The sequence below is a fragment of the Treponema sp. genome (genome assembly GCF_051883275.1).
GTDB lineage: Bacteria > Spirochaetota > Spirochaetia > Treponematales > Treponemataceae > Treponema_D.
The window spans coordinates 35,445-57,806 of the sequence record NZ_JBJETK010000030.1 but is presented as its reverse complement, the minus strand read 5'-3'; the positions used below and the strand labels follow the sequence as shown (position 1 = coordinate 57,806).

Here is a 22,362-nt window from a genome sequence, read left to right as displayed (position 1 = left end):
ATATGGATTTGAAATCACTTTATCAGGAAATTCTTAACGAGCATAATCTGAATCCAACTCACAAAGGTGTCTTGGAAAATCCGACTTTTACATTGCGGGGCGTAAATCCAAGCTGCGGTGATACTATTTATCTTCAGCTTAAAATTGACAGCGATGGCATTATTACCGAGGGAACTTTTAACGGCTCCGGGTGCGCTGTAAGCCAGGCTTCAGTGGACATGATGCTTGATGATATAATCGGAAAGCCAAAGGATGAAGCGCTGCGTCTTTCTTCGCTGTTTGTGGACATGATTTACGGAAAAATCGAAGATGACAGTGTTCTTGAGCAGCTGGATGAGGCATCGGCCCTGAAAAATATCAGCAAAATGCCTGCACGTGTAAAATGCGCTGTTCTCGGCTGGCATACAATGGAAGAAATGCTGAAAAACGGAAAAACCGAGGGGCAGGGAACGGCGGAGCATTGTTCTGTCTAGCATTTTGCTATATTTTTTTGATAAAAATGGCTTTATGCTATTGACTTTTTTTTCTTGTCTGTGTATTTTATATGCACATTGCATTCCCCGATTGTGTAATGGTAGCACTTGAGATTCTGGTTCTCACTGTGGGGGTTCGAATCCTCCTTGGGGAATATAAGCTGGACTCTTTGTCTGGCTTTTTTTGTTTAGGTTCCTTCGTCTATCGGCTAGGACGTGACCCTCTCAAGGTCGAAAGACGGGTTCGATTCCCGTAGGAACCGCTTGCTCCTGTTTTTTCGCAGGAGCTTTTTTTATGCCTTTTTAGTGGAAATGCATGAAAAAAAATGATAATCTTCTTTGTAAAACCTGAATAAGACGGATCTGTCTTGTTTTGTGTTGACAATACGAAACCCTAGGGCTGTATTTTTTGTGGAGTGAAAAATGACATTTTTTGAGGAGCTTCAGTGGCGTGGACTTGTCAAGGACGTTGCCGGCGAAGATATTGCAGACAAGCTTAACAATGAGAAAATTACATTTTACTGGGGCACAGACCCTACGGCGGACAGCCTTCATCTGGGGCATTATTCTTCCCTGGTAACTGCAAAGCGACTTGCAAGGCAGGGGCATCATCCTATTCTTCTTGTGGGCGGCTCAACCGGGCTTATCGGAGATCCCCGTCCCACAGCTGAGCGCGAGATAATCAGCCACGAAACTCTGGAGCGGAATCTTTCGGGGATAAAAAGCCAGGTGGACAGGATTTTTGAAGGAAAGGCTGAAATTGTAAACAACTATGACTGGACAAAGGATTATACTTTTCTTGAATTTCTGCGCGACATCGGAAAATATATAAATGTAAGCTATATGCTTTCCAAGGATATTATTTCACGCCGCCTTGAAACAGGAATTACTTTTGCGGAATTTTCTTATACTCTTCTTCAGGGCTATGACTTTTTGTGGCTTTTCAAGAATAAGAACTGTATTCTTCAGGCAGAGGGCGCGGATCAGTGGGGAAACATAACAACCGGTCTTGAGCTTATACGCAAAATTGAAGGAAAGGAAGCTTATGGATTTACCATGCCGCTTGTTCTTGATAAGTACGGAAATAAATTCGGCAAGAGCGCGGGAAATGCACTGTGGCTTGACTTGAACAAAACTTCAAGCTATGAGCTTTACCAGTATCTTGTGAATGTTGATGATTCGATGGTCGTTGACTACCTGAAGATTTTTACATTTCTTTCGCCAGATGAAATAGAAGAGCTTGCCGCAAAGAACCGCGAGCGTCCTGAGCTTCGGGAAGCCCACAAGGCTCTTGCGCGAGAAATTATTACAGATCTGCATGGAGCGCAGGAATTTGAAAAGGCTGTTGGAATCAGCGCATCTCTTTTTTCCGGCGATGTGAAGTCCCTGAGCCTTAAGGATATTGAGATTGGCTTCAAGGATGTTCCTACTGTTTCTGTGTCAGAAGGGGAAAAGCTGATTGATGTGCTTGTGGGCAAGGGAATTTGCTCAAGCCGCCGAGAGGCCCGTGAATTTCTTTCGGCAGGTTCTATAACACTGAACGGTGAAAAGTTCAGCGATGAAAATATGCAGATTACACCAGAGCTTGCAATCGGGAACAAGGTAATTGTTCTAAGGCGCGGCAAAAAGAAGAATTATATTCTTAAATTTAATTGAGCATGCCATTGAAAATAACAACTTCCGGGTTTCCAATATTTTCTTGTTAATTTGGAAGTTCTGTTTTATAATGAAAATCTCTGAAAACTGAGTTTTTAGAGAACCTGGAATGTTGGGCAGTGTTTTCAGGAAAATCGAAGGGCTTTGGCTTTTTTTCTGCCTGAAGTTTGCGTTGCAAGCTTGCATATCAACTGTCGCTTCCGAGTTTATTTCATTGTGAAGCGGCTTAAAAAGTCAGTTTGAAAATTTATATTTTCCATTGGCTTTTTTAGGAGAAAAGATGAATTTTATTTTTTTAGGTCCTCCGGGTGCTGGAAAGGGTACCCTGGCATCACAGGTTTCTGAGGAATATGGAATTCCGCAGATTTCAACAGGAGATATTTTCCGCGAGAATATCAAGAACCAGACAGAGCTTGGAAAAAAAGTCAAGGCTATTCTTGATTCCGGCGGGCTTGTGAGCGATGATGTTGTTCTTGAGATTGTTGAAGACAGGCTTAAAAAGGATGACTGCAAAAACGGATTCATTCTGGATGGCTTTCCGCGGACTATTCCCCAGGCAGAGGCTTTTGAAAAGCTTGGAATTGATGTAAAGGTTGTCAATTTTGAAGTTGACAATGACCTTATTATTGCCCGCCTTTCAAACCGCCGTGTCTGCAAGAGCTGCAAGGCCAACTATAATGTAAAATTCATGCCTCCGAAAGTTGAAGGCAAATGCGACAAGTGCGGCGGCGAGCTTTTTACACGCGAGGATGACAAGCTTGAGTCTATAACTCACCGCCTTGAGGTCTACAGAAAAGAAACAGAGCCGCTTATTGAATTTTACAAGAAGCTTGGAAAAATCACTGACATTGACAGCGCAAGGGATTCCAGCCTTGTTCTTGTTGATTTCAAAAAGCTTTTTCCGAACAAATAAAGTATCTTGGAAACCTCTAGAAATTCATTTTCAGTGATTTTTAGAGGTTTCTGCTGTTTTAAGCTGCCAATGGTGCGGCTTGAAGCTTTGCGTTTTTCGAGGTTCCCTTCAGTTTTTCTTAAGGAAAATATGTCAGTAGAAACCGGTTGCGCCTGAGGCAGCCGGGGGCGTTTGAATTAAGTTTTCAGCTGCCCAGTATTTCAAATTTTTTTCATGCAGAGAAAAGTTACTGTTTCGCTTTTTATTGTGATTGTGGCGGCGGGCGTTGTTGCGCTGATTGCAAAGAATTATATTTACAAGCCTGATAAGAACAAGGCCTCGGCGTCTGTTGTGGTGCCTATGCTGGCTTCTGCTGAGGAAAAAAAGGATGCTTCTTTTTCTTCCGAGGAGGAGGATTCCGCCCTTGTTTCCCTTGTTCCGCTGAATGACGATGAAACTCTGATCAGCATTGTGAGCATGGATTTTGACGGAGACGGATTTGACGACCAGGTGAATGTCATAAAAACAATGGACAGCCCTTATCTTGCCATTCTTGTGGGGCTTTATAATCCGCAGAAAAATTCCTATGAGCGCAAGGCTGTCATTGCAACTGAAATTTCACAGGCGCAGACTTTTTCGTATACCGGAATGGATTTGACCGGCGAACACAGAATCGCGCTGGTTTATCAGGGATTTGCGGATAACGGGGATTCCATTCTCCAGGCGTTTTTTATTTCAAATGAAGGCGGAAAATTTTCTCTTTCAATGATTGCTGATCTTCGCGGCGACGGAACTGTTTTTATTCAGCAGATTGACCGCTATGATGCCTATGAGCGTTCCAAGGCTAACGGAGCGCGGTTTCCTATATGGGTTTATTCTTCCGACACCGAGAATCCCGGCAGCGCGGATCAGCTTCAGATTCAGTATGAGTGGAGTCATTCAGAGGGAAAATATGTCAAGACACGGACGATTCGCGTTGCAGGAAGCCGGATAGCAGAAAAGGAGCTTGCGAAAATTCAGGACGGAACGGTTGCGACATTCGCGGCATTTTTGAACGGTGTCTGGTTTATGCCCGAGGCTGACGGCAGTGTGCGGTGCGTTTTTTTTGACTATGATGCAAGGGAGATTATTTTTTTCAAGGATGATACTGAAGAGGTTTACAAGTGGGCGCACAGCAATATCCGGCGCAATGGAATTTATCTTTCAACTATAAATCAGGAAATTGAAAATCTTCAGCGCAGAATTGACATAAGCCTGAAAAGCACAGAGGAAATTCAGATTCGAATTCAGGACGATGTGCGCATGCTTATAAACGAAAATGCATTCTGGGATGGAAATTACAAGAAAACAGGCAAAAATATATTTTTAAAGCAGGGTTCAGAACCGGCAGGAGTCAGTTCTGCTGTTCTTGCAAAAGACGGTATATGGAAAATTCCCGACGGCTCCACAGTGAAGCTGGAAAACGGAAAGTACCTTATTGAAAATGAAAGCTTTACGGAAAGCGGATTCTTCAGCTGTTTTGAGGCAGCCGGAGATTCTTATATTCAGTTCAGGTCGCCCACCGCTGAAAATGCAAGGTTTTCCGGGATTTACAGGATTTCCATTGAGGATTTGCCTTCCGACAAGAAAAAATGCATTCTTCAGCCGTGCAGGGCTACGGGCTACGGAATTATTCCCCTGGAGTCTCGCCCTGTTGTTCTTATGGTTCAGTCGGATTAGGGAGCTTGAGGCGCTTTTGCTTTTTATAAAAATTCAGCTTCCGGCTTTAGCGCACAAGATTTATGTTGTCTATAAAAAGCTCCCCGGAAGCGCTTTTTCCCTTTAGCCTGAAAACAAGGCTGTTGATTTCGCCGGCATATTCTTTGTCTGTTATCAGTTCAAAGCGCACATTTATGTTTTCTCCGATTGCAAGCGTGATTTTTTCTGTAGTGAAAATTATTTGCTGATGGGCGGACTGTATTTCAACAAAGACAGAGAGCGGATTTTGCGAAGTGTTGTTTATGTCTGCGGTTATGGCTTTTGCGCCTGTCAAGTCGGTTTGCGGCGGCAAATCCAGTGCAAAGGAAGCAAGCCCGTTCTGGGGGATGCGCATAAAGCTCCACTGCCCGCAGAAATCGCCCTGGGTGCTCCATTCTTCCGAAGTGTCGGTTCCTGTTGAATAGTCGTGCGGCTCTGAAGTTCCTGCGGCATACCAGTTGTTTTCCTCCTCAAAACTGTCGATAAGCTCCGCTGTTCCTCGCAATGGGGCTGGAGTGATTTTTCTGCTGGCTGTGGCGCACGAAGCTAAGATGATTGCTGCCGGAAAAATAAAAATTCTTTTTACTGCTTTTTTCATTTTTTTTCTCCATGAAAATTCAATGATAAAAGGCTGCACGCAGACCTGTGAGCGGCAATCCTTCCGAATATAATATTTCTTTTTTTTTCAAAAAAATGCTGTTTTTTGGTGCTTGTATTGCATTTTTCTAGGTTTTCTTGATTTTTTTATTCTTTCTCTGTAAAATCAATTACAGAATTTGAGCTAGATGAATACTGAACAAGTTGTTCAAAACAGTTAAAATAATCCGCTGAAATTGCGTGCTTGTTTTAACTTGAACTGTCCGTTTGCTCGGACTAATTTCAATTTTAAAGAACCTCATAGCTGGGGTGACTTTATCTTTTTTTTCTATATCTCGGAGGCTTTAAGTGAAAAAGGTTGTTTTGGGAACTGTAGCTGCGCTTCTTTTGAGTGCAACTGCTGGTGCGCAGGTTTTGGGAAAAGCCCAGATTAAGAATACTTTGTGGACAGGCTTCGGCAATCCGTTTGACGGGGACACAATGTTTTACGGCGTTACAGATTTGTTTCAGGCGCGCTTTGACCAGGGAAAATTCACCATGGACGGAATGCTCAACATGGGCGCTTTGGCAAACTACAATAACGGCGGCGATGTTGACAACTTTGAAATCGGAACAACAAATCTGAATCCGCTTGCCCTTCATTACGGCCGCAATACTAGAGGCGGCAATCATACAAATACAAATGATGATGGATATAATAATTCAATCAACTCAAACAACACAATTACAGACGCTTTCTACCTGAATTTTATTTATCACATCAACCGCAATTTTGACTTTGGAATGGGAACAAAGCTGAACTGGAAAGTCGGATCTGCTCCCGGCTACGGTGACTGGGTTTGGGGACCTGATGCTCATGTAAGACAGGGCGGATTTTCCACAGCCTATGATGACCGCGCAGGCTCATTCTCTCCGAGCGAAACTTCATCCGATTCAAAAGGCTATTATAAATTCACTGTTGACAAGCCTGGTTCTGCTGATGTTGTCGGCTTTATTCCTTATGCGAATTCCTATGCAAGAAGAGCTCTCGGTGTAAGATATGTTTCCAAGGGAAAGGTTGACCTTGAGCTTGGCGCTGCTCTTCCGAATGGCTTTAACACAGATGATCCTGCCGTGAACTTTGGTGTTCAGGTTGCTCCTGTTGACTGGATTTCTGTGGGCGCAGTTCTTGAAGGCGCATTTGAGGATTCCGCGAATTTCTATGCTGGCTCTACAATCGGAACAAAGACTTTTTCTCTTGATCTTTATCTGTCTATGGTTTCTCTGTTTACAAGCGAAAAGGATGACGAAGCCTATGCTATTGGCGGCGCGATAACTTTTGCTGTTCCTGATACAAATCTTTCTCTCCGCCCTGAAATCGGACTGAATTTGTTTGAGAATGATGACTATACAATGGCATGGTTTACTGGAGTTTCCCTTATTCTTCCTGTAAACAAGGATTTCCTGTTCAATGTCTACGGCTCGCTTGCTTTCGGCTCAAAGGACAAGGACTGGGATGATGATGACTGGGACGGCGGACATATTATTACGTGCCGTCCTTCTATAAAGTATCACTTCTCTAAGAAGACTGATTTTGATGCTGCATTGAACCTTGAGCACAGAAAGGCCTTTGATGACAAGAAGCGCAATGCATGGTCATGCGGTTTCTATATAAGCCATATTCTTTAGTAAACGTTCCTGCTTTTTGTTTTTCAGAAGGCAGGCTGTTGATTAAGCTTTAAGAATTCATTTTCAATGTTTTTTTGAAGCTGACGGCGCATATTTCAATGGAATCAGGTGAAAAACCTGGGCTGGACGCTCAACGGTAAGCGGCCTGGAAGTGCCGAAAGGTTCTTGTTTTTCTGCAAAGATGTCACTGCGGATTTTCTGCGGGAAGGCTGTGGAAAAATGCTGTAAGCCCGGAAACTTTGGTATGCGCTGAATTCTTTTTTTGCTGGTGAAACGCTTATGCTGGACAAGCGTTTGAGTTTTCATCCGGCTGGAAGGAATTCAATGTGTCTTTGCATAAAGGCGCAAATAAAATACGGCAAAGGGCGCTCCTTTGCTTGGAGTTTTTTATGAAAAGCTTACGCTTCTCTTTTAGATGCGCGGCTGTGCGGTTTGCTGCGTTTTTTTTGTTTTGTTGTTTTTCCCTGTCTTTTTTTTCCTGTAGTTTAGATGATGACGATGATGATTATGTAGTGAGATCTGTTGGAAAGGCTGTTGCACTTTCAGAAGATGATCCTGTAAGCGGCGTGTATTCTACAAAAAATACACAAAGCTATGGTACAGAAGTCGCCTTTATATTTCGTCCGTCAATGGCCTATGCGACTGCATGTTCCTGTGAGGGAAAGAATGAACCATCTGAAGGCTGTGTAACTTTTACGTTTTGGGATTCTGTCAAAAAAGAATCCTTTTCTTTGTATTTTATTCCAGATAATACAAACCCGGTTTATGTCGTGTATAATGTCTATGCGGATGCGGACTGGTCTGACGGTATTCAGGATGAAGAAATCGACAAACATTCCGGTGTAATTATTTTCAAGGCAAAATGCTCTCCTTATAGAACTCCGACTGAAGGCTGCTATTACGGTGTAAAATTTCAGTTCCTTGACTCAGACGGAAATCTGCCTGTGATATCAAAAAAGAGTTCTTCTTTCAGCAGTGAAAAAATATTTATTGAGGGAGGCTTTAGCGAGGATGCTTCATACGATAATATTTCAAACCTTGCCGAGGCTGTGGAAAAATTTGCCTTTAACAACGAGGATTATTTTACATCCAGATATTGGACCAGCTCCTATTCCGGGGCGGAACAAACAGGTCGCTCAGTGTCTTTGCCTTATGATATGCAGCAGAATGTCTTTACAAAAACAGAGTAGGGCGTTTTGCGCGGCGGATTTTCTTGCTTGAAGATATTGTTCAGTGTTTTCTAGAAATCAACGGCTGTCTTTGTTTTTGCATGGACAGCTTTTTTTGACAATGAGAAAATTTTTTTTATTCTTTTTATTTTCGCTTAATTTTTGCTTTGCACAGGATCTGGAGCTTCCTGGAATAAGGACAAGCATCCGCAGAACACAGAATTCAGGCGGTATTTTTCTTGACGAAAAGCGGCTTTCTGATTTTTCTTCAGCGGAGCAGGCTTTGGAGGCTGTTGGTTTTTCCTTTAAAAAAGGAAACTGCGAGCTTACCTTTCACGGCTATTGGAATTCTTCTATAAAAGTTTACATCAACAATGTTTTGATGAACGACCCCAACACCGGAAAATTTGATTTTTCAACGCTTGATTTTAAAAGCATAAAGTCAATAAAAATCGACCCGGCTTCTGTCTACGGCTCTGTTTCTATCTACATAAGCACTGTTTCGCTTGATTACAGCGCATTTTCAGTGAATGCTGAAATTCGCTCCAAAAGCTATGCGGATTCACTGAATGACAGTCCCGGAGCTTCTGCGGAAATTTCTTTTCCGCTGCTGCTTGAAAACGGATCTGCGCTTTTTTTTCAGGACAGCTTTACTGCGGCGGAGCAGAAAAATCATTTTGGCTACCGCTCAAAAGAGGCAGTGTACAAGCCGGAGTTCAAGGATTCGTATTCCGGGTACAATAAAAAATATTCGGGGTATGAAAGAATTCTTTTTAACAACAGTTTTTTTGCCGAGTATTCATCGCAGAGTTTCCCGGGCGCATCGTTCGGATTTGCAAGCTATGCAAGTTTTTCAGATGCCAACTGCGGAAAGACAGGCGGATATTATTTCAGCGAGGAAAATCAAAAGGATGCTTCTGTTTCCTTTGCGCTGCCTGTTTTTCTTCCGTATGAAAACTTCAGCCTGAAAATTCTTCCGTCGTACAAGCACACCAGCCTTGAGTATTCAAAGAAAGCTCGTTTTTCTTCCGCGGAGGAAACTTGCAGGCTGGATAGTTTTTCGTTTCAGGCTGAAAGCTCCGCCCTGGGTTTTGTGAATTTGTATGCGCTTGCTTCCTATGATGTTTCTGCGGAAAAAAATGCCTCTGCTCAGGCACAGCGCGCTTCGCACAATCTTTTTACGGCGTTTTTCAGTCCGGGCGTGAATTTTTCTTTTTGTGACTGGGATTTTTCGGTTGCAGTTCCGCTGAATTATTTTGAGCCTGCATCGTCGGTGGATGTGCTTTTCAGTTTTTCCGCGGAGAAAACAGGAGAATCGTCTGCTGTGTTTTTTAAGGCGGCAAGAAATATTACAAATCCTGTTTTTCAGCAGCTTTATTATTCCGGCTCAGGGGGCAAGGGAAATCCTGACTTGAAATGCGAAACAGCATGGTCGTTTTATACAGGGGCTTCTTATTTTTCTTCAGTTGAAGCATCTGTAAAGCCGTTTTTGATTTTTTATCAGGATAAAATCGGCTGGAAAAGCGATTCGTCGGGCGTGTGGACTTGTGAGAACTGGGGCTCTTCCGTTAACTGGGGCGCGGATTTTTCTGTGTCGACAAAAAATCTTCTGGAGCCTTTTGTTTTGTGCGCTGGATATACATTCTGCAGGGCAATTCTCACTTCCGGCGGAAATACAGACGGCAATCAGATTATGCTGACTCCTGTTCACAGTGCGTCTGTTTCCGCAAGCTGGAGTTTTTGGAAAGGCTTTATGCTGCGGACTGTTTTTTCGTACAACTCGCGGAAATATCTGGACAACTCAAATTCCCTGTACATTCCGGACTACTATAATTTAGATGCAAGCCTGTCGTGGAGCGCAGAAAAAATACGGCTCAATGTTTTGTGGCAGAATGTATTTGATTTTCAGTATGTGCATGTTGACGGCTATCCGTCTCCCGGAACTTCGGTTGAACTTTCCGCCGGATTCAGGCTGTGAGTGTTCGCCTGGCTTCTGCCTTTACAGCTGAAGCGCAGGTTTTTGATTTTTGAGCATTTTTTGATGAAGGACTTTTATTTGTACATTTCATTTAAAAGACGGTAAACCATATTGATTTTTTCTTTTTTGGAAATATCGATATCAGCGTCCTTTGTGTCATCAATAAGTTTTTCAAGGGAAGAAAGGCTTTCGTTGAGCGCGGTGGAAAATCCTCTTGAAACCTTGAACCAGTATGTTCCCTTTCCGTCTGTGAACAGGCAGATAAAGCCCAGCTCCTTTGAGGCGGATTTTGCGACTGTAACCCGCATTACACAGCCTATGCTTTCTGTAAGCTTTGCAAGCCCTTTGTCCTCAAGCACATTTATGTTCAGCTTGCGCGGCCATGACTTTGCATCGAGCGGAGAAAGATTCAGGGTTTTTGCGGCTTTCATGATTGTTTCCATTTTTTCGCCTGAAAGAAGCCTGCTGCCTCCGTGCATGAGAATTTCTCCTTTCATGCCGGCGATGTTTTTTAAGAGGCTTTCGTTTTTTTCTTCTGCCAGCGCATTTTTGAATTCGCTCCATGGAAGCTGAAGAGTTTTTTTGCCCTTGATTTTTTTGTATTCAAAAATCTGGCCGCCGAACATAACGGAGTTTTCTGTTTTTTCGCGCTTGGCTGTCTTTGTCTTTTCCTTTTTTTCTGTTTCCCTTGAATCCTTTGAATTCTGCTTTTTGTCTTTTTCTTTTTCAGATTTTATCTTGCTGAGTTTTTCTTCCAGCCCCGGATTTATCTGCTCAAGAATTCTTTTGGTTAAAGGCGAAACGCTCATTGCAAACATTCGGCTTGTGCGGACAATTTCTCCTGCCACAATGTAGACAGGATTTATCTTGAACATTGATGAGCTTGGGTGTATGGAAATGTGATTCTGGGTGAGGCTCCTGTAGTTTTCCCTGCCTTCGCGTATGCACACAAACTGAATCATTCCAGAAGCAATGCAGCAGAGATAGTCCTCCATGTTTCCGCCGGACAGAATCGGAAGCTGAAGTTTTTGGGAAACAATTTCTTCAAGCTGAATTTTTATGTTTTGAATTTCAGCCATTATGCGCTCATCAAGATAATTTTTCTTGCAGAACGCTTCCTTGCTTTTTGCTTCTGCATAGCTTCTGAAAATTTTTACATACGCCACAAAATCTCCCTGCATATCGCGGAATGAATGGTGTGCCTGCCGAGCATCCATTTCTTCGCCGACAGGAAGAACAAAAGGCGACTGCGCGCTCAGAAATGACGAGGCAATCAAAACTTCGTCCATGACATTTGGATAGCGCATTATGCTTTCGACAATAATTCTGCTTACTCTCGGCTCAAGCGGAAACATAACCATCAGTTTTCCGGTGCTTGAAAGCGAGCCGTCATTTTCCAGAGCGCCGAGCATATTCAGAGTTTGAACTGCGCCCACAAGTCCTTCGTGTCCCGGCGGTGAAATAAAATCGAATTTTTCAAATTCCGTGATTCCAAGCTCCGCCATTCTCAGGACAACTTCGCTCAGGTCGGTTCGGTAAATTTCTTCAGTTGTATATTCCTGGCGGCTTTCAAAGTCCTTGCGTGAATAGAGCCTGTAGCATGTTCCCTCGCAGGTGCGGCCTGCTCTTCCTCTGCGCTGGTTGCAGCTTGCGCGGCTCACGGGAGTTTCCACGAGGCTTGAGGTAAAAGTTTTGGGGCTGTAGAAATTCAGTTTTGCAAGACCCGAGTCTATTACTGTTGTAATTCCGTTTATTGTTATGGAAGTTTCCGCGATGTTTGTGCTTAGGACAACTTTCTTTTTTCCGAATGGCGCGCTGTTGAACACTCGTTCCTGCTCTTCCTTGGGAAGCCGGCCATAAAGAGGAATGATGTGGATTTTGTTTTTAAAAGATGAATTGTAAAGCCGCTGCATGCAGTCCTTTATTATTTTTTCGCCGGGAAGAAATACAAGAATGTCTCCTGTTTCCTTGTTGTCCAGAACACGGTCGATTGTTTTTTCGATTTTTCCAAGAATTGCCTCAACGCCGGTTTCCGTAGTGGTTGTGGGCTTTGCTTCCGGGGGATCATAAATCATTGCGACAGGGAAAGTCTGGGTTTCAATATTTATTATAGGACAGTTTCCAAAGTACCTGCTGAAATTTTCCGCGTTCATTGTGGCAGAGCTTACAATCACCTTGAAATCGTGCCGCACTGCAAGAATTCTTTTTAAAAGTCCCAGCGCAAAATCTATGTTCAGGCTGCGCTCGTGGGCTTCGTCGACCATTATGACGGAATACTTGCTCATGTAGGGATCGAGCTTCATTTCCTGAAGAAGAATTCCGTCTGTCATGATTTTGATTTTTGTTACCGTGTCGGTTTTGTCTTCAAAGCGAACCTTGTAGCCTACAAGCCCCGGGTATTTTGTCTTGAGCTGCTTTGCAATGAATTCGCTTACGCTCAGAGCGGCAATTCTTCTTGGCTGGGTTACCGCGATGATTCCGTTCTGCGAATAGCCGGCCTCGTGCAGAATAACAGGGAGCTGGGTTGTCTTTCCCGATCCTGTCGGGCTTTGCACTATTATGACCTGGTTGTTTTTTAGAGCTTCAAGAATTCTGTCTTTCTGTTCATAGACAGGAAGTTTTTTGTAGTTTATTGACATCTGTTTTTTCCTTTTATTTTTTCCATAATTTTTTTACGCTCTGAAAGGTAGTTCTTCCACTTTGAATTGTCTTCCAGCGTATTTAAAAATTCATCATTTAATTTTCTTATGACGAAATAATTTTCGCTGTCAATCAGCGTTGTAACAAGAACCGGATTGACCCATGAAATTCTTGCGCCCGAGCTGTCCTTTTCAAATGCAACCTGGGCAACAAGACCGTCGCCGGTGTATTCCCTTATTCCCTGTGGATTTGAAAAATCAGGATTTCTTCTTTGACCGCTGATTGTGTTTCCCATGGAGTAGAATATAATTTTCCTCGGAATCTCCCCAGTGGACACAAGCTCCCATTCCTTTGAAACGTGCGGATGATTTATCCACAGAACATCAACGCCAGCTTCGATAAGGGAATGATAAAATTTTTTTTGATTTTCAGCAATGGTCAGGACATATTCTTCTTCCGCGCAGTGAAGGCTCAGAATTAAAAGATCACATTCGCTTTTTTTCTGCCTTACAAGCTCAAGAAACTGGGCGCGCTTTTTTTCTGTGGGGCTGATAAAATTCACATACTCAATTCCAGATGTCTGGTTTAGAATTTCCGTTACGGCGGCGAACATTATCTTCCAGCCTTTTTTTTCAATCAGGATAAATTCAACCGGGTCATTCTTTGTTTTTTTTATTCCAGAAAAATACAGCGGTCTGTTCTGCTGGCTGAGAAGCATTTGTTTTTTTTCAAAGTATTTCCGTGTCTGCTCAAGCCCCTGTTTTCCAAAATCATTTGAATGATTGTTTGCAAGGCTGAAAACTGAAAAGCCTGCGTTGATTGCGGCATCGGCATATTCTTCTTTCACATTGAAGCGCGGATAGGAAGAGTAGTCCTTGCTGTCATCAACTGAAGTTTCAAGATTGGCAAAGGAAAAATCCGCCTGGCGAACAAGATCCTGGATGTCAGCGTATATGCAGGAAAAATTTCCTCGGGTATTTTCTGAATGTGCCATTATGTCGCCTGCAAATGTGAGCAGAAGTTTTCCTTCAAGGAATGTCTGTGCGGTGGGCGGCTCTTCCCTGTAGACAGAAAGTCCCGGGCGGTCAAGGCTGGTTGTTCTGCAGGAAGCAAGCGTGAGAAGAACTGTGGCTGACAGCATGATGAAAGTGTTTTTTGTTTGCTTTAAAAATTGCACACTGAAAATTATACACATAACATTTGTGCGTTTCTAGATCGCTCTGAAAATCATTGCCTTTGGATTTTCCGCTGAAATTTCAGCCTTCTGTCTGTTCAAGCAGATTTTCTGTGCTGGCTTCTATGGCTTCTTCAATGCTGTCGTCAAGGGCGCTGAAAAAATCAAGACCTGTTCGTTTTTCCACTTCGTCAACCGCCACTGCGAAAGTTTCAAGCGGCTCGTCGCATTTTGTGTTCGGAATGATAAAACCCGTGCACTTGAATTTGTCTTGTCCGTAATTTGCAAGAATCACTTTATAAAAATATTCTGGAACACGGACTTTGCTTTCGCCTATGCTGCTGTATTCCTGCGCATCTTTTTCAAGCACAGGACCTGTTATAACTGTCACGCTTTCGGCGGTCTGCGCAAAGCTTCTGATTTTTGATTCAAGCTCTTTCCATATTCCCCGGTTGAACAAAGGAGCCTGCGGAGTAATGTTGCTCAGTAAAAAACTTTCGCTTTCAGTTTGCTCTCTCCATGACATATCGGCTGCCGGCGCAAGATGTCCTCTGTCGTAGCCGCTTGCCTTGTAGTCTGAAAGCTTTGCGCTGCCTGTTGAAATGGATTCGTCCTCGCGGAATTTATTTGTGCGCCTTACTTTTCTGACAAGCCTTTCCTTTGTGATTGTGTAGCCCACCCATTCTGCATCCTTGTAGCTGTCGCGGAAGCACAGTGCGAATCCTGAGTAGCGGTGGACTTCATGGTCATTGCATCCGGTTTCGCTGGCAGTTGCCGGGCATACAGGAATTTCAAGGGAATCGGAGGCTGTCTGTGAAAATACCGCTGCTGAAAGAAAAATAAAAACTGCGGAAAATAAAATTCTAGTCGTTTTTTTCATGCGGAAAATTGTATTTATAAAAGAAAAAAAATGCAATGCTTGAAACTGAGCAACTGTTTGCGCACACTGCAAAAAGCCAGTTTGACAGCCCGGGAAAATCATTTTAAAATCATGATATGAACATTTGCGAATCTATTAATTCCCTTGCAGGCTACGGGCTTGCATCTGGCCTTATTGAAGAGGATGATGTTGTTTATACAAAAAACCGTCTGCTTGAGCTTTTTAATCTTGACGGCTTTGAAAGCGCGGAGCAGGCATCTTTTGTTCCCGCGGATGAATCCTGCAAGTCCAGCCTTGAAAATATTCTCAAGGAAATGCTTGACTATGCGGTTGAAAAAAAATTCATCGAGGACAGCATTGTTTACCGTGATTTGTTCGACACAAAAATCATGGGCTGCCTTGTTCCCCGTCCTTCCGAAGTGCGCAGGACATTCTGGAATCTTTACAAAAATTCCTCGTGCCGCAAAGCAACCGACTGGTATTATAAATTCAGCCAGGACACTGACTACATACGTCGCTACAGAGTCTGCAAGGACTTGAAGTGGAAGTCTGCCACAGAATACGGCGACATCGATATTACAATAAATCTTTCAAAGCCTGAAAAAGATCCAAAGGCAATCGCCGCAGCAAGAAATGCGCGCCAGGGGGGCTATCCTGCCTGTCTTTTGTGCCGGGAAAACGAAGGATATGCAGGCCGCGTGAACCATGCAGCCCGCCAGACACACCGGATTATTCCAATTCAGCTTGGCGGCAGACAGTTTGGGCTTCAGTATTCTCCGTATGTTTATTACAACGAGCACTGCATTGTGTTCAGCTATGAGCATGAGCCTATGAAAATCAGCCCGGAAACATTCCGCTGCCTTTTTGATTTTATAAAGCTGTTTCCGCACTACATAATCGGAAGCAATGCCGATCTTCCTATTGTAGGCGGCTCGATTCTTTCGCACAATCATTTTCAGGGCGGAAATTATGAGTTCCCCATGGCAAAGGCTCCTGTTGAAAAAACTTTCAGTGTTCCGGGATTTGAATCTGTCAGCCTGGGAATAGTGAAGTGGCCGATGAGCGTGATTCGTCTTAGCGGAAAAAATTCCGATGATGTGTGTGTTCTTGCGGATAGAATTCTTGAAAAGTGGAAGGCATACACGGATGAGCAGGCCTTTATTTTTGCGGAAACTGACGGCGAAAAGCACAACACAATAACCCCGATTGCGCGCATGAACGGAAATCTTTTTGAGCTTGACCTTGTGCTTAGAAACAACATAACAACTGAGGAACACCCCCTGGGAGTATTCCATCCGCATGCAGAGCTTCACCACATAAAAAAAGAAAATATCGGGCTGATTGAAGTCATGGGGCTTGCGGTTCTTCCTTCCAGATTGAAAACAGAGTTGTCCGGTCTGGAGGATGCGATTTTGGCCGGCGCGGATTTCAGCTCAGACGAAACGCTCGGAAAGCATTATGAGTGGGTTCAGTCTTTCCTTCCGAAGTACAGCGGCATAACAAGAGAGTCTGTGGGAAAAATTCTCAAGGATGAAGTGGGCATTGTGTTTGCAAAGGTTCTTGAGGATGCCGGTGTCTACAAGCGGACTTCTGAAGGCAAAAAAGCATTTGAAAAATTTATAAAATCGTTGTAGTATGTGGTTCGGCATTTTTTAATTCATTTTCGTTGTATTTAAAAAATGCCCTTCTGCTGCTTTATTCGTGCGGAGGATTTAGAAGTCCCTGTGAGCTCTGTTTGTACTGCGGCTTGCATCGGCTTTGTTGATTTACGGAGATAAAATAATGTCTGGTTTGTATATTCCCGAAAACTATAAACCTCTGCTGTCTGTAAAGGAAACTGAAAAGGCTATTGTTCTGCTCAAGGATTTTTTTCAGCTTGCGCTTTCCACAGAGCTTGGTCTGACACGTGTTACGGCTCCGCTGTTTGTAAAGTCCGGCACTGGAATAAATGATGACTTGAACGGTGTCGAGCGGCCGGTGTCTTTTCCTGTAAAGGACATGGAAGAAGCCCGCATGGAAATTGTTCATTCCCTTGCAAAATGGAAGCGGCTGAAAGTTTCCGAGCTGAATCTTGACTGCGGATTTGGAATTTATACAGACATGAATGCAATCCGCGCTGATGAAACGCTGGACAATCTTCATTCGCTTTATGTTGACCAGTGGGACTGGGAGATGCGCATTGATGAGGATGACAGAAATGTTATGTTCCTGCGTGAGTCCGTTGAGCGCATTTACAGGGTTCTCAAGCAGACTGAATTTTTTGTCTATGACAGATACGAGCAGATTTCGCCTTTGCTTCCTCCGAAAATCACCTTTGTTTATTCTGATGATTTGTACCGCATGTATCCTGGACTGAGTGCCAAGCAGCGCGAAAATGAATTCTGCAAAAAGCATGGAGCTGTTTTTATTATTGGAATCGGAGGAAAGCTTCCGGACGGCTCAATTCATGACGGGCGCGCGCCTGACTATGATGACTGGATTACAGAAAGCGGCGATGGACATACAGGACTTAACGGCGATCTTATGGTTTGGAATCCTGTTTTGAATCAGGCTATGGAGCTTTCTTCAATGGGAATCCGGGTTTCAAAGGATTCTCTTCTTGAGCAGCTGAATGAGCGCGGCTGTCCTGAGCGTGCGGAGCTTGATTTTCATAAAAAGCTTTTGAACGGCTCGCTTGTTCAGACTATGGGCGGCGGAATCGGACAGTCAAGGCTTTGCATGTATTTTTTGCGGAAAGCCCATATCGGGGAAACTCAGGTAAGCATCTGGCCGGATTCAATGATAGCAGAATGTGAAAAACATGGAATCGCAATTCTCTAGCAAGCCTGAATCTGTCTTTTCCATAGAAAAAATTTTCAAGACTCTTCCTTCGTTCCAGAGCATGGGAATTACAGAGCTTTCTGTTTCTGACCAGAATTTTTCCCATGACAAGGCAGGAATTTTAAAGCTTGCGGCGATGATAAAAAATCACTGCCCCGAGCTGTTTGTTTCACTTCTTGCCGCCCCTGAGGTTTTGGACAGGACTGTTGTGCAGGAGCTACAGGAGCTTTACTGTTCACTTGAAATTCCATTGTGCGGCGAAGAGAAAAACGGAAATCTTCTGTTTGACAAGAAATTGTATTCGCAGAAAGCCAGGCTCTTGAATGACGCGGGGCTTGTGTTTGGCTTTAACATGGACTGGGGAATGAAAAGGGGCGACACATTCAAAAATTTCCGCGCCCGTCTTGACTTTGCAGTTTCCCTGTATCCGAATCATATTGATTTTCCGCAGCTTGAGCAGAAGCCTTATGCGGAGCCGAAGCCCACAGGTGTGTACTCTTCAAAGGATCTGGATTTTTCCCGCGGAATGGCTTTTGCCTGCAAGACCTTTTACTCTGAGGGAAGGGCTGTGCCGTGGTTTTGCTCTGTCATCGATGCCCTGAAAATTGACGCCTCTTCTTTTTTTGCGGACTTTGAGGAATTCCAGCTGTGCAGCAACTGCTCCTTTGAAACCGGTTTTGACCCGGAATCCGCCGGCCACAAAAATATAGAAAAACTCCAGCTGCTTTTTCTGCGCCAGAAATTTGAGGAAAAAAACAAGCTTCAGCTTTTTGAGGCTGTAAGGGACATTGTGTGCCTTAACGGGGCTTTCAGCAGAGTTGTGAGCGGAGAAGGGGAATCCGTTGTGGAAACTTCGTATAATCCTGACGACTTGCTTTCTCCTTATGCGCTTGACATTTCAGGCTTCTGCGATAACGTTACAATGGAAAACTGCTCTGTGAAAGTGCTTGATTCCCCTGACGGTCCTGTGTACAGGCTTGTGTAAAATTGATGTGGCGGTTCCGGAATTTGGGTTCCGCTTTTTCCTATAAGATTCCGAGGTGATTTAAAAGCAGCTTGGCGCCGATCAGAATCAGTATTATTCCTCCTGTGATTTCTGCTTTTTTTTCGTACCTGTTTCCGAAGATGCTTCCTATTTTTACTCCGGCGGCTGAGAAAGTGAATGTGACGGCGCAGATAAAAAGGCAAGCAAAAATTATTTGCTGTAGGCTGTCGAGCAGAAATCCGAATGTTATTCCCACAGCGAGCGCATCTATGCTGGTTGCAACGGCCATTGTGAGCATCGGCTTGAATTTGAATGAACTGTCAGCGGCTTCCGTTTCCTCTGAAAATGCTTCCCGGAGCATGTTTATTCCGATTCCTGCAAGAAGAAAAAATGCAATCCAGTGATCGAAATTTTCTATGTAGTATTTGAATCTTGAACCTAAAATCCAGCCCAAAAACGGCATCAGCGCCTGAAAACCGCCGAACCAAAATCCTACGATGCACATTTCCTTAAGGGATACTTTTTTTGCTCCAAGGCCCTTGCATACTGAAACTGCAAAGGCATCCATGCTTAGTCCCGTTGCTAAAAAAAACAGTTCAAGAATTGACATGCGCACAATTATACTTGCGGATGGATATTGTGTAAAGTGAATCTGGCAGTCGCAGAAAAATTCAGACTGAAAAACAGAGTCCGTTTTCTTTGCGACATAAAAAAAATGCAGAAGATGCAAAAAAAAATTCATTGCGCACTTTTTTTTGTTTCAATAAATTGAAAAAATGGAAATAAGCGGAGCAATTTTTGACCTTGACGGAACGCTGGTTGATTCCATGCCTTTATATGGAAAAATCGGAAGACAGTATCTGAAGAAAATCGGGCTTCAGGATAAAAAGGAACTTGAAAAGCTTTTCTTCACTCATACTTCAGTTGAGATTGCGGATTATTTGACTCAGGTTTTACATCTGGCTCAGGATAAAAAGCAGATTGTGCAGACTTTGAACCAGTGCTTTTTGGACTGCTACAGAAATCAGGTGGAAGCAAAAAAGGGCGCGGTTTTTTTTCTGCGGCTGCTGAAGTCGCGGGGAATTCCGACTGCTCTTCTTACAGCCTCTGACAGGCCGCTTGCAATTCCCTGCCTCAGGCGGACTGGGCTTTTTCCTCTCATTGATGAGCTTGTGTTCTGCTCCGAGCATAATGCTTCAAAGCGCAATCCTGAAATTTTTTTTTACACGGCGCAGAAAATAAATGCAGCTCCTGAAACCACTTATGTTTTTGAGGATGCCCTTTATTCCGCTTCAACTGCAAAAAAAGCTGGATTTAAAGTGTGCGCCCTGTACGATGCCTGGTGCAGCCATGACTGGGATGAGCTGAAAAATATTTCTGACATCAGCGGAATTGATTTTGATGAAGTATACGCTAAATTTCTTATGCAAAATTCCGGAAAGTGAAGTTTTCCGGATGGTAAAAAAAATGCGATGTTTTAAATTTGCTGCTCTTTTCAGACCTAAAAATTTGACATAAAAATCTAAATATTTTACACTGTAAAAAAAATTTTTTAACGGTATACTTTTGAGTGCAAAGAGGCATGACGGGAGCATTTCTGTTTCCGCTGTGCCTTTTTTTTATGGGCAAACTTAAAAGTTTGTTTTTCTTGAGATGGTTTTATGCTTTTTAAGCTATGAAAACGGCGGTTCAGGGCTGTCTTGTTCCGGCGAATTTTATATTTTGTGAGGTTTGCTATGAAAAAGCTTGAAGGCAAGGTCTGTCTTATAACAGGTGCATCAAAGGGAATCGGAGAGGGCATTGCGGAAGTCTACGCTAAATACGGAGCAAAGTGCGTTCTTGCTGCCCGCGGAGAAAAAGTGCTTGAGCTTGCTGCAAGACTCAGGAGCAGCGGATTCGAAGCAGTCGGAGTATGCACGGATGTTTCTGATTATAAGAGCGTTGAGCATCTTGTTGAAACTGCGGAGGACACTTATGGAAAAATCGATGTCCTTGTGAGCAATGCGGGAATCTGTGTTTTAAAGCCGTTTCTTGAAGATGATGATTTTTCAAACAGGGACAGCCATCTTGATATAAACCTGAAGGGCGCGTGGAATGTCTGCAAGGCTGTGCTTCCGGGAATGATTTCAAATGGAGGCGGCTCTGTTGTCATCATGAGCTCTGTAACAGGAGATATGGTTGCTGACCCGGGTGAAGTCGCCTATGCAACATCCAAGGCGGCTCTTGTTGGATTTACAAAAGCCATGGCGCGTGAATTCGCTGAAAAAAATATAAGGGTAAATGCAATATGCCCCGGATACGTGCGGACTCCTCTTGTGGATGGAATGGCGGCGCAGTCAGATCCCCAGAATCCTGAAAGAGCGATTCAGGCCATTGCTGATGCAGTTCCCATGAAGCGTCTTGCAACTCCACAGGAAGTAGGCGAGCTTGCCGCATTCCTTGGCTCAAGCGAATCCAGCTACATAACAGGAGCGCAGATAGTCATTGACGGAGGAAGCACTCTGCCTGAAACTATCTCAATGGGGCAGTAAAATGCGGACTGTCTTTTTCTTTGACAAAAGCCGTGCAAAGGCAGAAAAACTCATGAAATTTTCATTCTGGAAAAAAGCCTCTGGGTTTGAGCTTGATTCAGCGATTCTGCTTAATTCAGATGCACTCAGGGAAAAACTTTCAGGAAGAAAAAATGATGTGCTTATTGCTTTTTCTGATGGAGCTGATATTTTCAGTCCGGAATGTTTTCCCGAGACAAAAAAATATTTTCCGCAGATGCTGATAATTGTCATTGGAAAAGACGGAACTTACAGCGCGGCAAGAACTTATTTTATCAGCGGAGTTTTTGACTATTTGATTTATCCCTTTGAAGAATCCGTGCTTGAACAGGCTGTGTATAGAATCTATGAAGCCCAGGGCGAAGATTATATCTCGGTGCTGAAACTCAAGGCGGATGCACTTATCGACAATATTTTTCTTGGCGGCGGACAGGAAAAATTCATCATCAGGGAAATCTTTGACCAGATTTACAGGGACTGGAACAACGACCACGTGAACTGCCAGATTGTTTCAGAAAAAGCAAAAAGTTATATATATGAAACGCTTGTTGAAAGAAAGCCATGGCTTGAAAAATTTCTTTACAAGCCTGATTTTTATCATCATTCAGGATTTTCGCTCAAGAACAGGGATGAGCTTATAAACCAGTGGGTGATAAATTTCAGGGATGCAAGCGTAATGGTAAAAAAGTATCAGATGATAGATGACAAGCTTGTATACCGGATTGGAAAATACGTTGTGGTTCATGTGGACGAAAGGCTTTCGCTTGACGATGTTTCCGCAGGCGTGTTTTTGAATCCAAGCTACATAAGTCATATTTTCAAGAAGGTTGTCGGAATGAGCTTTGTGAATTTTATGACAGAAGTAAAAATCGACAGGGCAAAAGTTCTTCTTAAAAATCCTGATACAAGAATAAATGAAGTTGCCTATACACTCGGATATTCAAATCAGGAATATTTTACGCGCACCTTCAAAAAGAAAACTTCTCTTACTCCGCTTGAATATCAGAAAATGCTTATAGCGCGCGGCTGGAACATTCATTAAAAAAATTTCGCTGAACTGAAATTCTGTTTGGCCGCTTCAAGTGCCGGATATATTCCTGCATGAACCTAAAAATTTTACGGTACAAAGTAAATTTTTTTCATG

At 43.4% G+C, this 22,362-nt stretch carries 18 protein-coding genes, 2 tRNA genes and 1 riboswitch; of the genes, 15 read left to right on the top strand and 5 right to left on the bottom strand.

Annotated features, from left to right (window positions below):
• Window positions 1-2 precede the first annotated feature (2 nt).
• From sufU to ACI4L0_RS04885, 6 genes are all read left to right on the top strand, one after another.
• Window positions 3-473, top strand: a complete 471-nt coding sequence (gene sufU, locus ACI4L0_RS04910; RefSeq protein ID WP_439799052.1) for a Fe-S cluster assembly sulfur transfer protein SufU — start codon at window positions 3-5, stop codon at window positions 471-473.
• Between the two features lie 84 nt (window positions 474-557).
• Window positions 558-628, top strand: a tRNA-Gln gene (locus tag ACI4L0_RS04905).
• Window positions 629-664: 36 nt separating this feature from the next.
• Window positions 665-736: transfer RNA gene (locus ACI4L0_RS04900), tRNA-Glu, on the top strand.
• A 160-nt stretch (window positions 737-896) separates the two neighbouring features.
• Entirely contained in the window at window positions 897-2,129 is a 1,233-nt protein-coding gene (tyrS, locus tag ACI4L0_RS04895) for a tyrosine--tRNA ligase (protein WP_439799051.1), read from the top strand.
• Window positions 2,130-2,409: 280 nt separating this feature from the next.
• Window positions 2,410-3,042: an adenylate kinase gene (locus ACI4L0_RS04890; RefSeq protein WP_439799050.1), complete on the top strand. Its 633-nt coding sequence runs from the start codon at window positions 2,410-2,412 to the stop codon at window positions 3,040-3,042.
• A 213-nt stretch (window positions 3,043-3,255) separates the two neighbouring features.
• Window positions 3,256-4,740, top strand: coding sequence for a pallilysin-related adhesin (locus ACI4L0_RS04885; protein WP_439799049.1), 1,485 nt, complete (start codon window positions 3,256-3,258; stop codon window positions 4,738-4,740).
• Window positions 4,741-4,786: 46 nt separating this feature from the next.
• Here ACI4L0_RS04885 and ACI4L0_RS04880 read toward each other — a convergent pair whose 3' ends face one another.
• Window positions 4,787-5,356, bottom strand: a complete 570-nt coding sequence (locus ACI4L0_RS04880; RefSeq protein ID WP_439799048.1) for a hypothetical protein — start codon at window positions 5,354-5,356, stop codon at window positions 4,787-4,789.
• 347 nt (window positions 5,357-5,703) lie between these two features.
• On the opposite strand from ACI4L0_RS04880, the gene ACI4L0_RS04875 reads away from it, so the two are divergent.
• The 3 genes from ACI4L0_RS04875 to ACI4L0_RS04865 all read left to right on the top strand — a co-directional run bounded on the left by ACI4L0_RS04875 (window position 5,704) and on the right by ACI4L0_RS04865 (window position 10,170).
• Window positions 5,704-7,023, top strand: a complete 1,320-nt coding sequence (locus ACI4L0_RS04875) for a hypothetical protein (protein WP_439799047.1) — start codon at window positions 5,704-5,706, stop codon at window positions 7,021-7,023.
• 54 nt (window positions 7,024-7,077) lie between these two features.
• Window positions 7,078-7,284, top strand: a riboswitch (cobalamin riboswitch).
• A gap of 128 nt (window positions 7,285-7,412) precedes the next feature.
• Window positions 7,413-8,213: a hypothetical protein gene (locus ACI4L0_RS04870; RefSeq protein ID WP_439799046.1), complete on the top strand. Its 801-nt coding sequence runs from the start codon at window positions 7,413-7,415 to the stop codon at window positions 8,211-8,213.
• A 100-nt stretch (window positions 8,214-8,313) separates the two neighbouring features.
• A complete protein-coding gene (locus tag ACI4L0_RS04865) occupies window positions 8,314-10,170 on the top strand; it encodes a TonB-dependent receptor (RefSeq protein ID WP_439799045.1) in 1,857 nt (618 codons plus the stop codon).
• A 74-nt stretch (window positions 10,171-10,244) separates the two neighbouring features.
• Here the strand turns inward: ACI4L0_RS04865 and ACI4L0_RS04860 are convergent, their stop codons facing one another.
• From ACI4L0_RS04860 to ACI4L0_RS04850, 3 genes are all read right to left on the bottom strand, one after another.
• Window positions 10,245-12,809 carry a helicase-related protein gene (locus tag ACI4L0_RS04860; RefSeq protein ID WP_439799044.1) on the bottom strand — a complete coding sequence of 855 codons (2,565 nt, stop codon included), beginning with the start codon at window positions 12,807-12,809 and terminating at the stop codon, window positions 10,245-10,247.
• Window positions 12,800-13,951, bottom strand: coding sequence for a CapA family protein (locus tag ACI4L0_RS04855; RefSeq protein ID WP_439799043.1), 1,152 nt, complete (start codon window positions 13,949-13,951; stop codon window positions 12,800-12,802). The genes ACI4L0_RS04860 and ACI4L0_RS04855 overlap by 10 nt, the downstream gene beginning before the upstream one ends.
• Window positions 13,952-14,066: 115 nt before the next feature.
• Window positions 14,067-14,864 (bottom strand): DNA/RNA non-specific endonuclease, encoded by a 798-nt coding sequence (locus ACI4L0_RS04850; protein WP_439799042.1) that lies wholly within the window; start codon window positions 14,862-14,864, stop codon window positions 14,067-14,069.
• A gap of 116 nt (window positions 14,865-14,980) precedes the next feature.
• On the opposite strand from ACI4L0_RS04850, the gene galT reads away from it, so the two are divergent.
• The 3 genes from galT (at window position 14,981) to ACI4L0_RS04835 (ending at window position 18,669) form a co-directional block, all read left to right on the top strand.
• Window positions 14,981-16,498, top strand: coding sequence for a UDP-glucose--hexose-1-phosphate uridylyltransferase (galT, locus tag ACI4L0_RS04845; RefSeq protein WP_439799041.1), 1,518 nt, complete (start codon window positions 14,981-14,983; stop codon window positions 16,496-16,498).
• A 148-nt stretch (window positions 16,499-16,646) separates the two neighbouring features.
• A complete protein-coding gene (asnA, locus tag ACI4L0_RS04840; RefSeq protein ID WP_439799040.1) occupies window positions 16,647-17,684 on the top strand; it encodes an aspartate--ammonia ligase in 1,038 nt (345 codons plus the stop codon).
• On the top strand, window positions 17,665-18,669 hold the full coding sequence (locus tag ACI4L0_RS04835; protein WP_439799039.1) for a hypothetical protein: 1,005 nt from the start codon (window positions 17,665-17,667) through the stop codon (window positions 18,667-18,669). Before asnA ends, ACI4L0_RS04835 begins: the two co-directional genes overlap by 20 nt.
• Window positions 18,670-18,709: 40 nt before the next feature.
• Here the strand turns inward: ACI4L0_RS04835 and ACI4L0_RS04830 are convergent, their stop codons facing one another.
• Window positions 18,710-19,279, bottom strand: coding sequence for a manganese efflux pump MntP (locus ACI4L0_RS04830; RefSeq protein ID WP_439799038.1), 570 nt, complete (start codon window positions 19,277-19,279; stop codon window positions 18,710-18,712).
• A gap of 166 nt (window positions 19,280-19,445) precedes the next feature.
• On the opposite strand from ACI4L0_RS04830, the gene ACI4L0_RS04825 reads away from it, so the two are divergent.
• The 3 genes from ACI4L0_RS04825 (at window position 19,446) to ACI4L0_RS04815 (ending at window position 22,260) form a co-directional block, all read left to right on the top strand.
• Complete coding sequence (locus ACI4L0_RS04825) at window positions 19,446-20,114, top strand: HAD family hydrolase (RefSeq protein ID WP_439799037.1); 669 nt, start codon at window positions 19,446-19,448, stop codon at window positions 20,112-20,114.
• Between the two features lie 291 nt (window positions 20,115-20,405).
• A complete protein-coding gene (ucpA, locus tag ACI4L0_RS04820) occupies window positions 20,406-21,200 on the top strand; it encodes an SDR family oxidoreductase UcpA (protein ID WP_439799036.1) in 795 nt (264 codons plus the stop codon).
• Window position 21,201: 1 nt separating this feature from the next.
• Window positions 21,202-22,260: a helix-turn-helix domain-containing protein gene (locus ACI4L0_RS04815; RefSeq protein WP_439799035.1), complete on the top strand. Its 1,059-nt coding sequence runs from the start codon at window positions 21,202-21,204 to the stop codon at window positions 22,258-22,260.
• Window positions 22,261-22,362: the final 102 nt, after the last annotated feature.

Excerpts from the sequence above, each read along its gene's own strand:
- sufU (WP_439799052.1), top strand. The coding sequence starts at position 3 with ATGGATTTGAAATCACTTTATCAGGAAATTCTTAACGAGCATAATCTG.
- tyrS (WP_439799051.1), top strand. The coding sequence starts at position 897 with ATGACATTTTTTGAGGAGCTTCAGTGGCGTGGACTTGTCAAGGACGTT.
- ACI4L0_RS04890 (WP_439799050.1), top strand. The coding sequence starts at position 2,410 with ATGAATTTTATTTTTTTAGGTCCTCCGGGTGCTGGAAAGGGTACCCTG.
- ACI4L0_RS04885 (WP_439799049.1), top strand. The coding sequence starts at position 3,256 with ATGCAGAGAAAAGTTACTGTTTCGCTTTTTATTGTGATTGTGGCGGCG.
- ACI4L0_RS04880 (WP_439799048.1), bottom strand. The coding sequence starts at position 5,356 with ATGAAAAAAGCAGTAAAAAGAATTTTTATTTTTCCGGCAGCAATCATC.
- ACI4L0_RS04870 (WP_439799046.1), top strand. The coding sequence starts at position 7,413 with ATGAAAAGCTTACGCTTCTCTTTTAGATGCGCGGCTGTGCGGTTTGCT.
- ACI4L0_RS04865 (WP_439799045.1), top strand. The coding sequence starts at position 8,314 with ATGAGAAAATTTTTTTTATTCTTTTTATTTTCGCTTAATTTTTGCTTT.
- ACI4L0_RS04860 (WP_439799044.1), bottom strand. The coding sequence starts at position 12,809 with ATGTCAATAAACTACAAAAAACTTCCTGTCTATGAACAGAAAGACAGA.
- ACI4L0_RS04855 (WP_439799043.1), bottom strand. The coding sequence starts at position 13,951 with ATGCTGTCAGCCACAGTTCTTCTCACGCTTGCTTCCTGCAGAACAACC.
- ACI4L0_RS04850 (WP_439799042.1), bottom strand. The coding sequence starts at position 14,864 with ATGAAAAAAACGACTAGAATTTTATTTTCCGCAGTTTTTATTTTTCTT.
- galT (WP_439799041.1), top strand. The coding sequence starts at position 14,981 with ATGAACATTTGCGAATCTATTAATTCCCTTGCAGGCTACGGGCTTGCA.
- asnA (WP_439799040.1), top strand. The coding sequence starts at position 16,647 with ATGTCTGGTTTGTATATTCCCGAAAACTATAAACCTCTGCTGTCTGTA.
- ACI4L0_RS04835 (WP_439799039.1), top strand. The coding sequence starts at position 17,665 with ATGGAATCGCAATTCTCTAGCAAGCCTGAATCTGTCTTTTCCATAGAA.
- ACI4L0_RS04830 (WP_439799038.1), bottom strand. The coding sequence starts at position 19,279 with ATGTCAATTCTTGAACTGTTTTTTTTAGCAACGGGACTAAGCATGGAT.
- ACI4L0_RS04825 (WP_439799037.1), top strand. The coding sequence starts at position 19,446 with ATGGAAATAAGCGGAGCAATTTTTGACCTTGACGGAACGCTGGTTGAT.
- ucpA (WP_439799036.1), top strand. The coding sequence starts at position 20,406 with ATGAAAAAGCTTGAAGGCAAGGTCTGTCTTATAACAGGTGCATCAAAG.
- ACI4L0_RS04815 (WP_439799035.1), top strand. The coding sequence starts at position 21,202 with ATGCGGACTGTCTTTTTCTTTGACAAAAGCCGTGCAAAGGCAGAAAAA.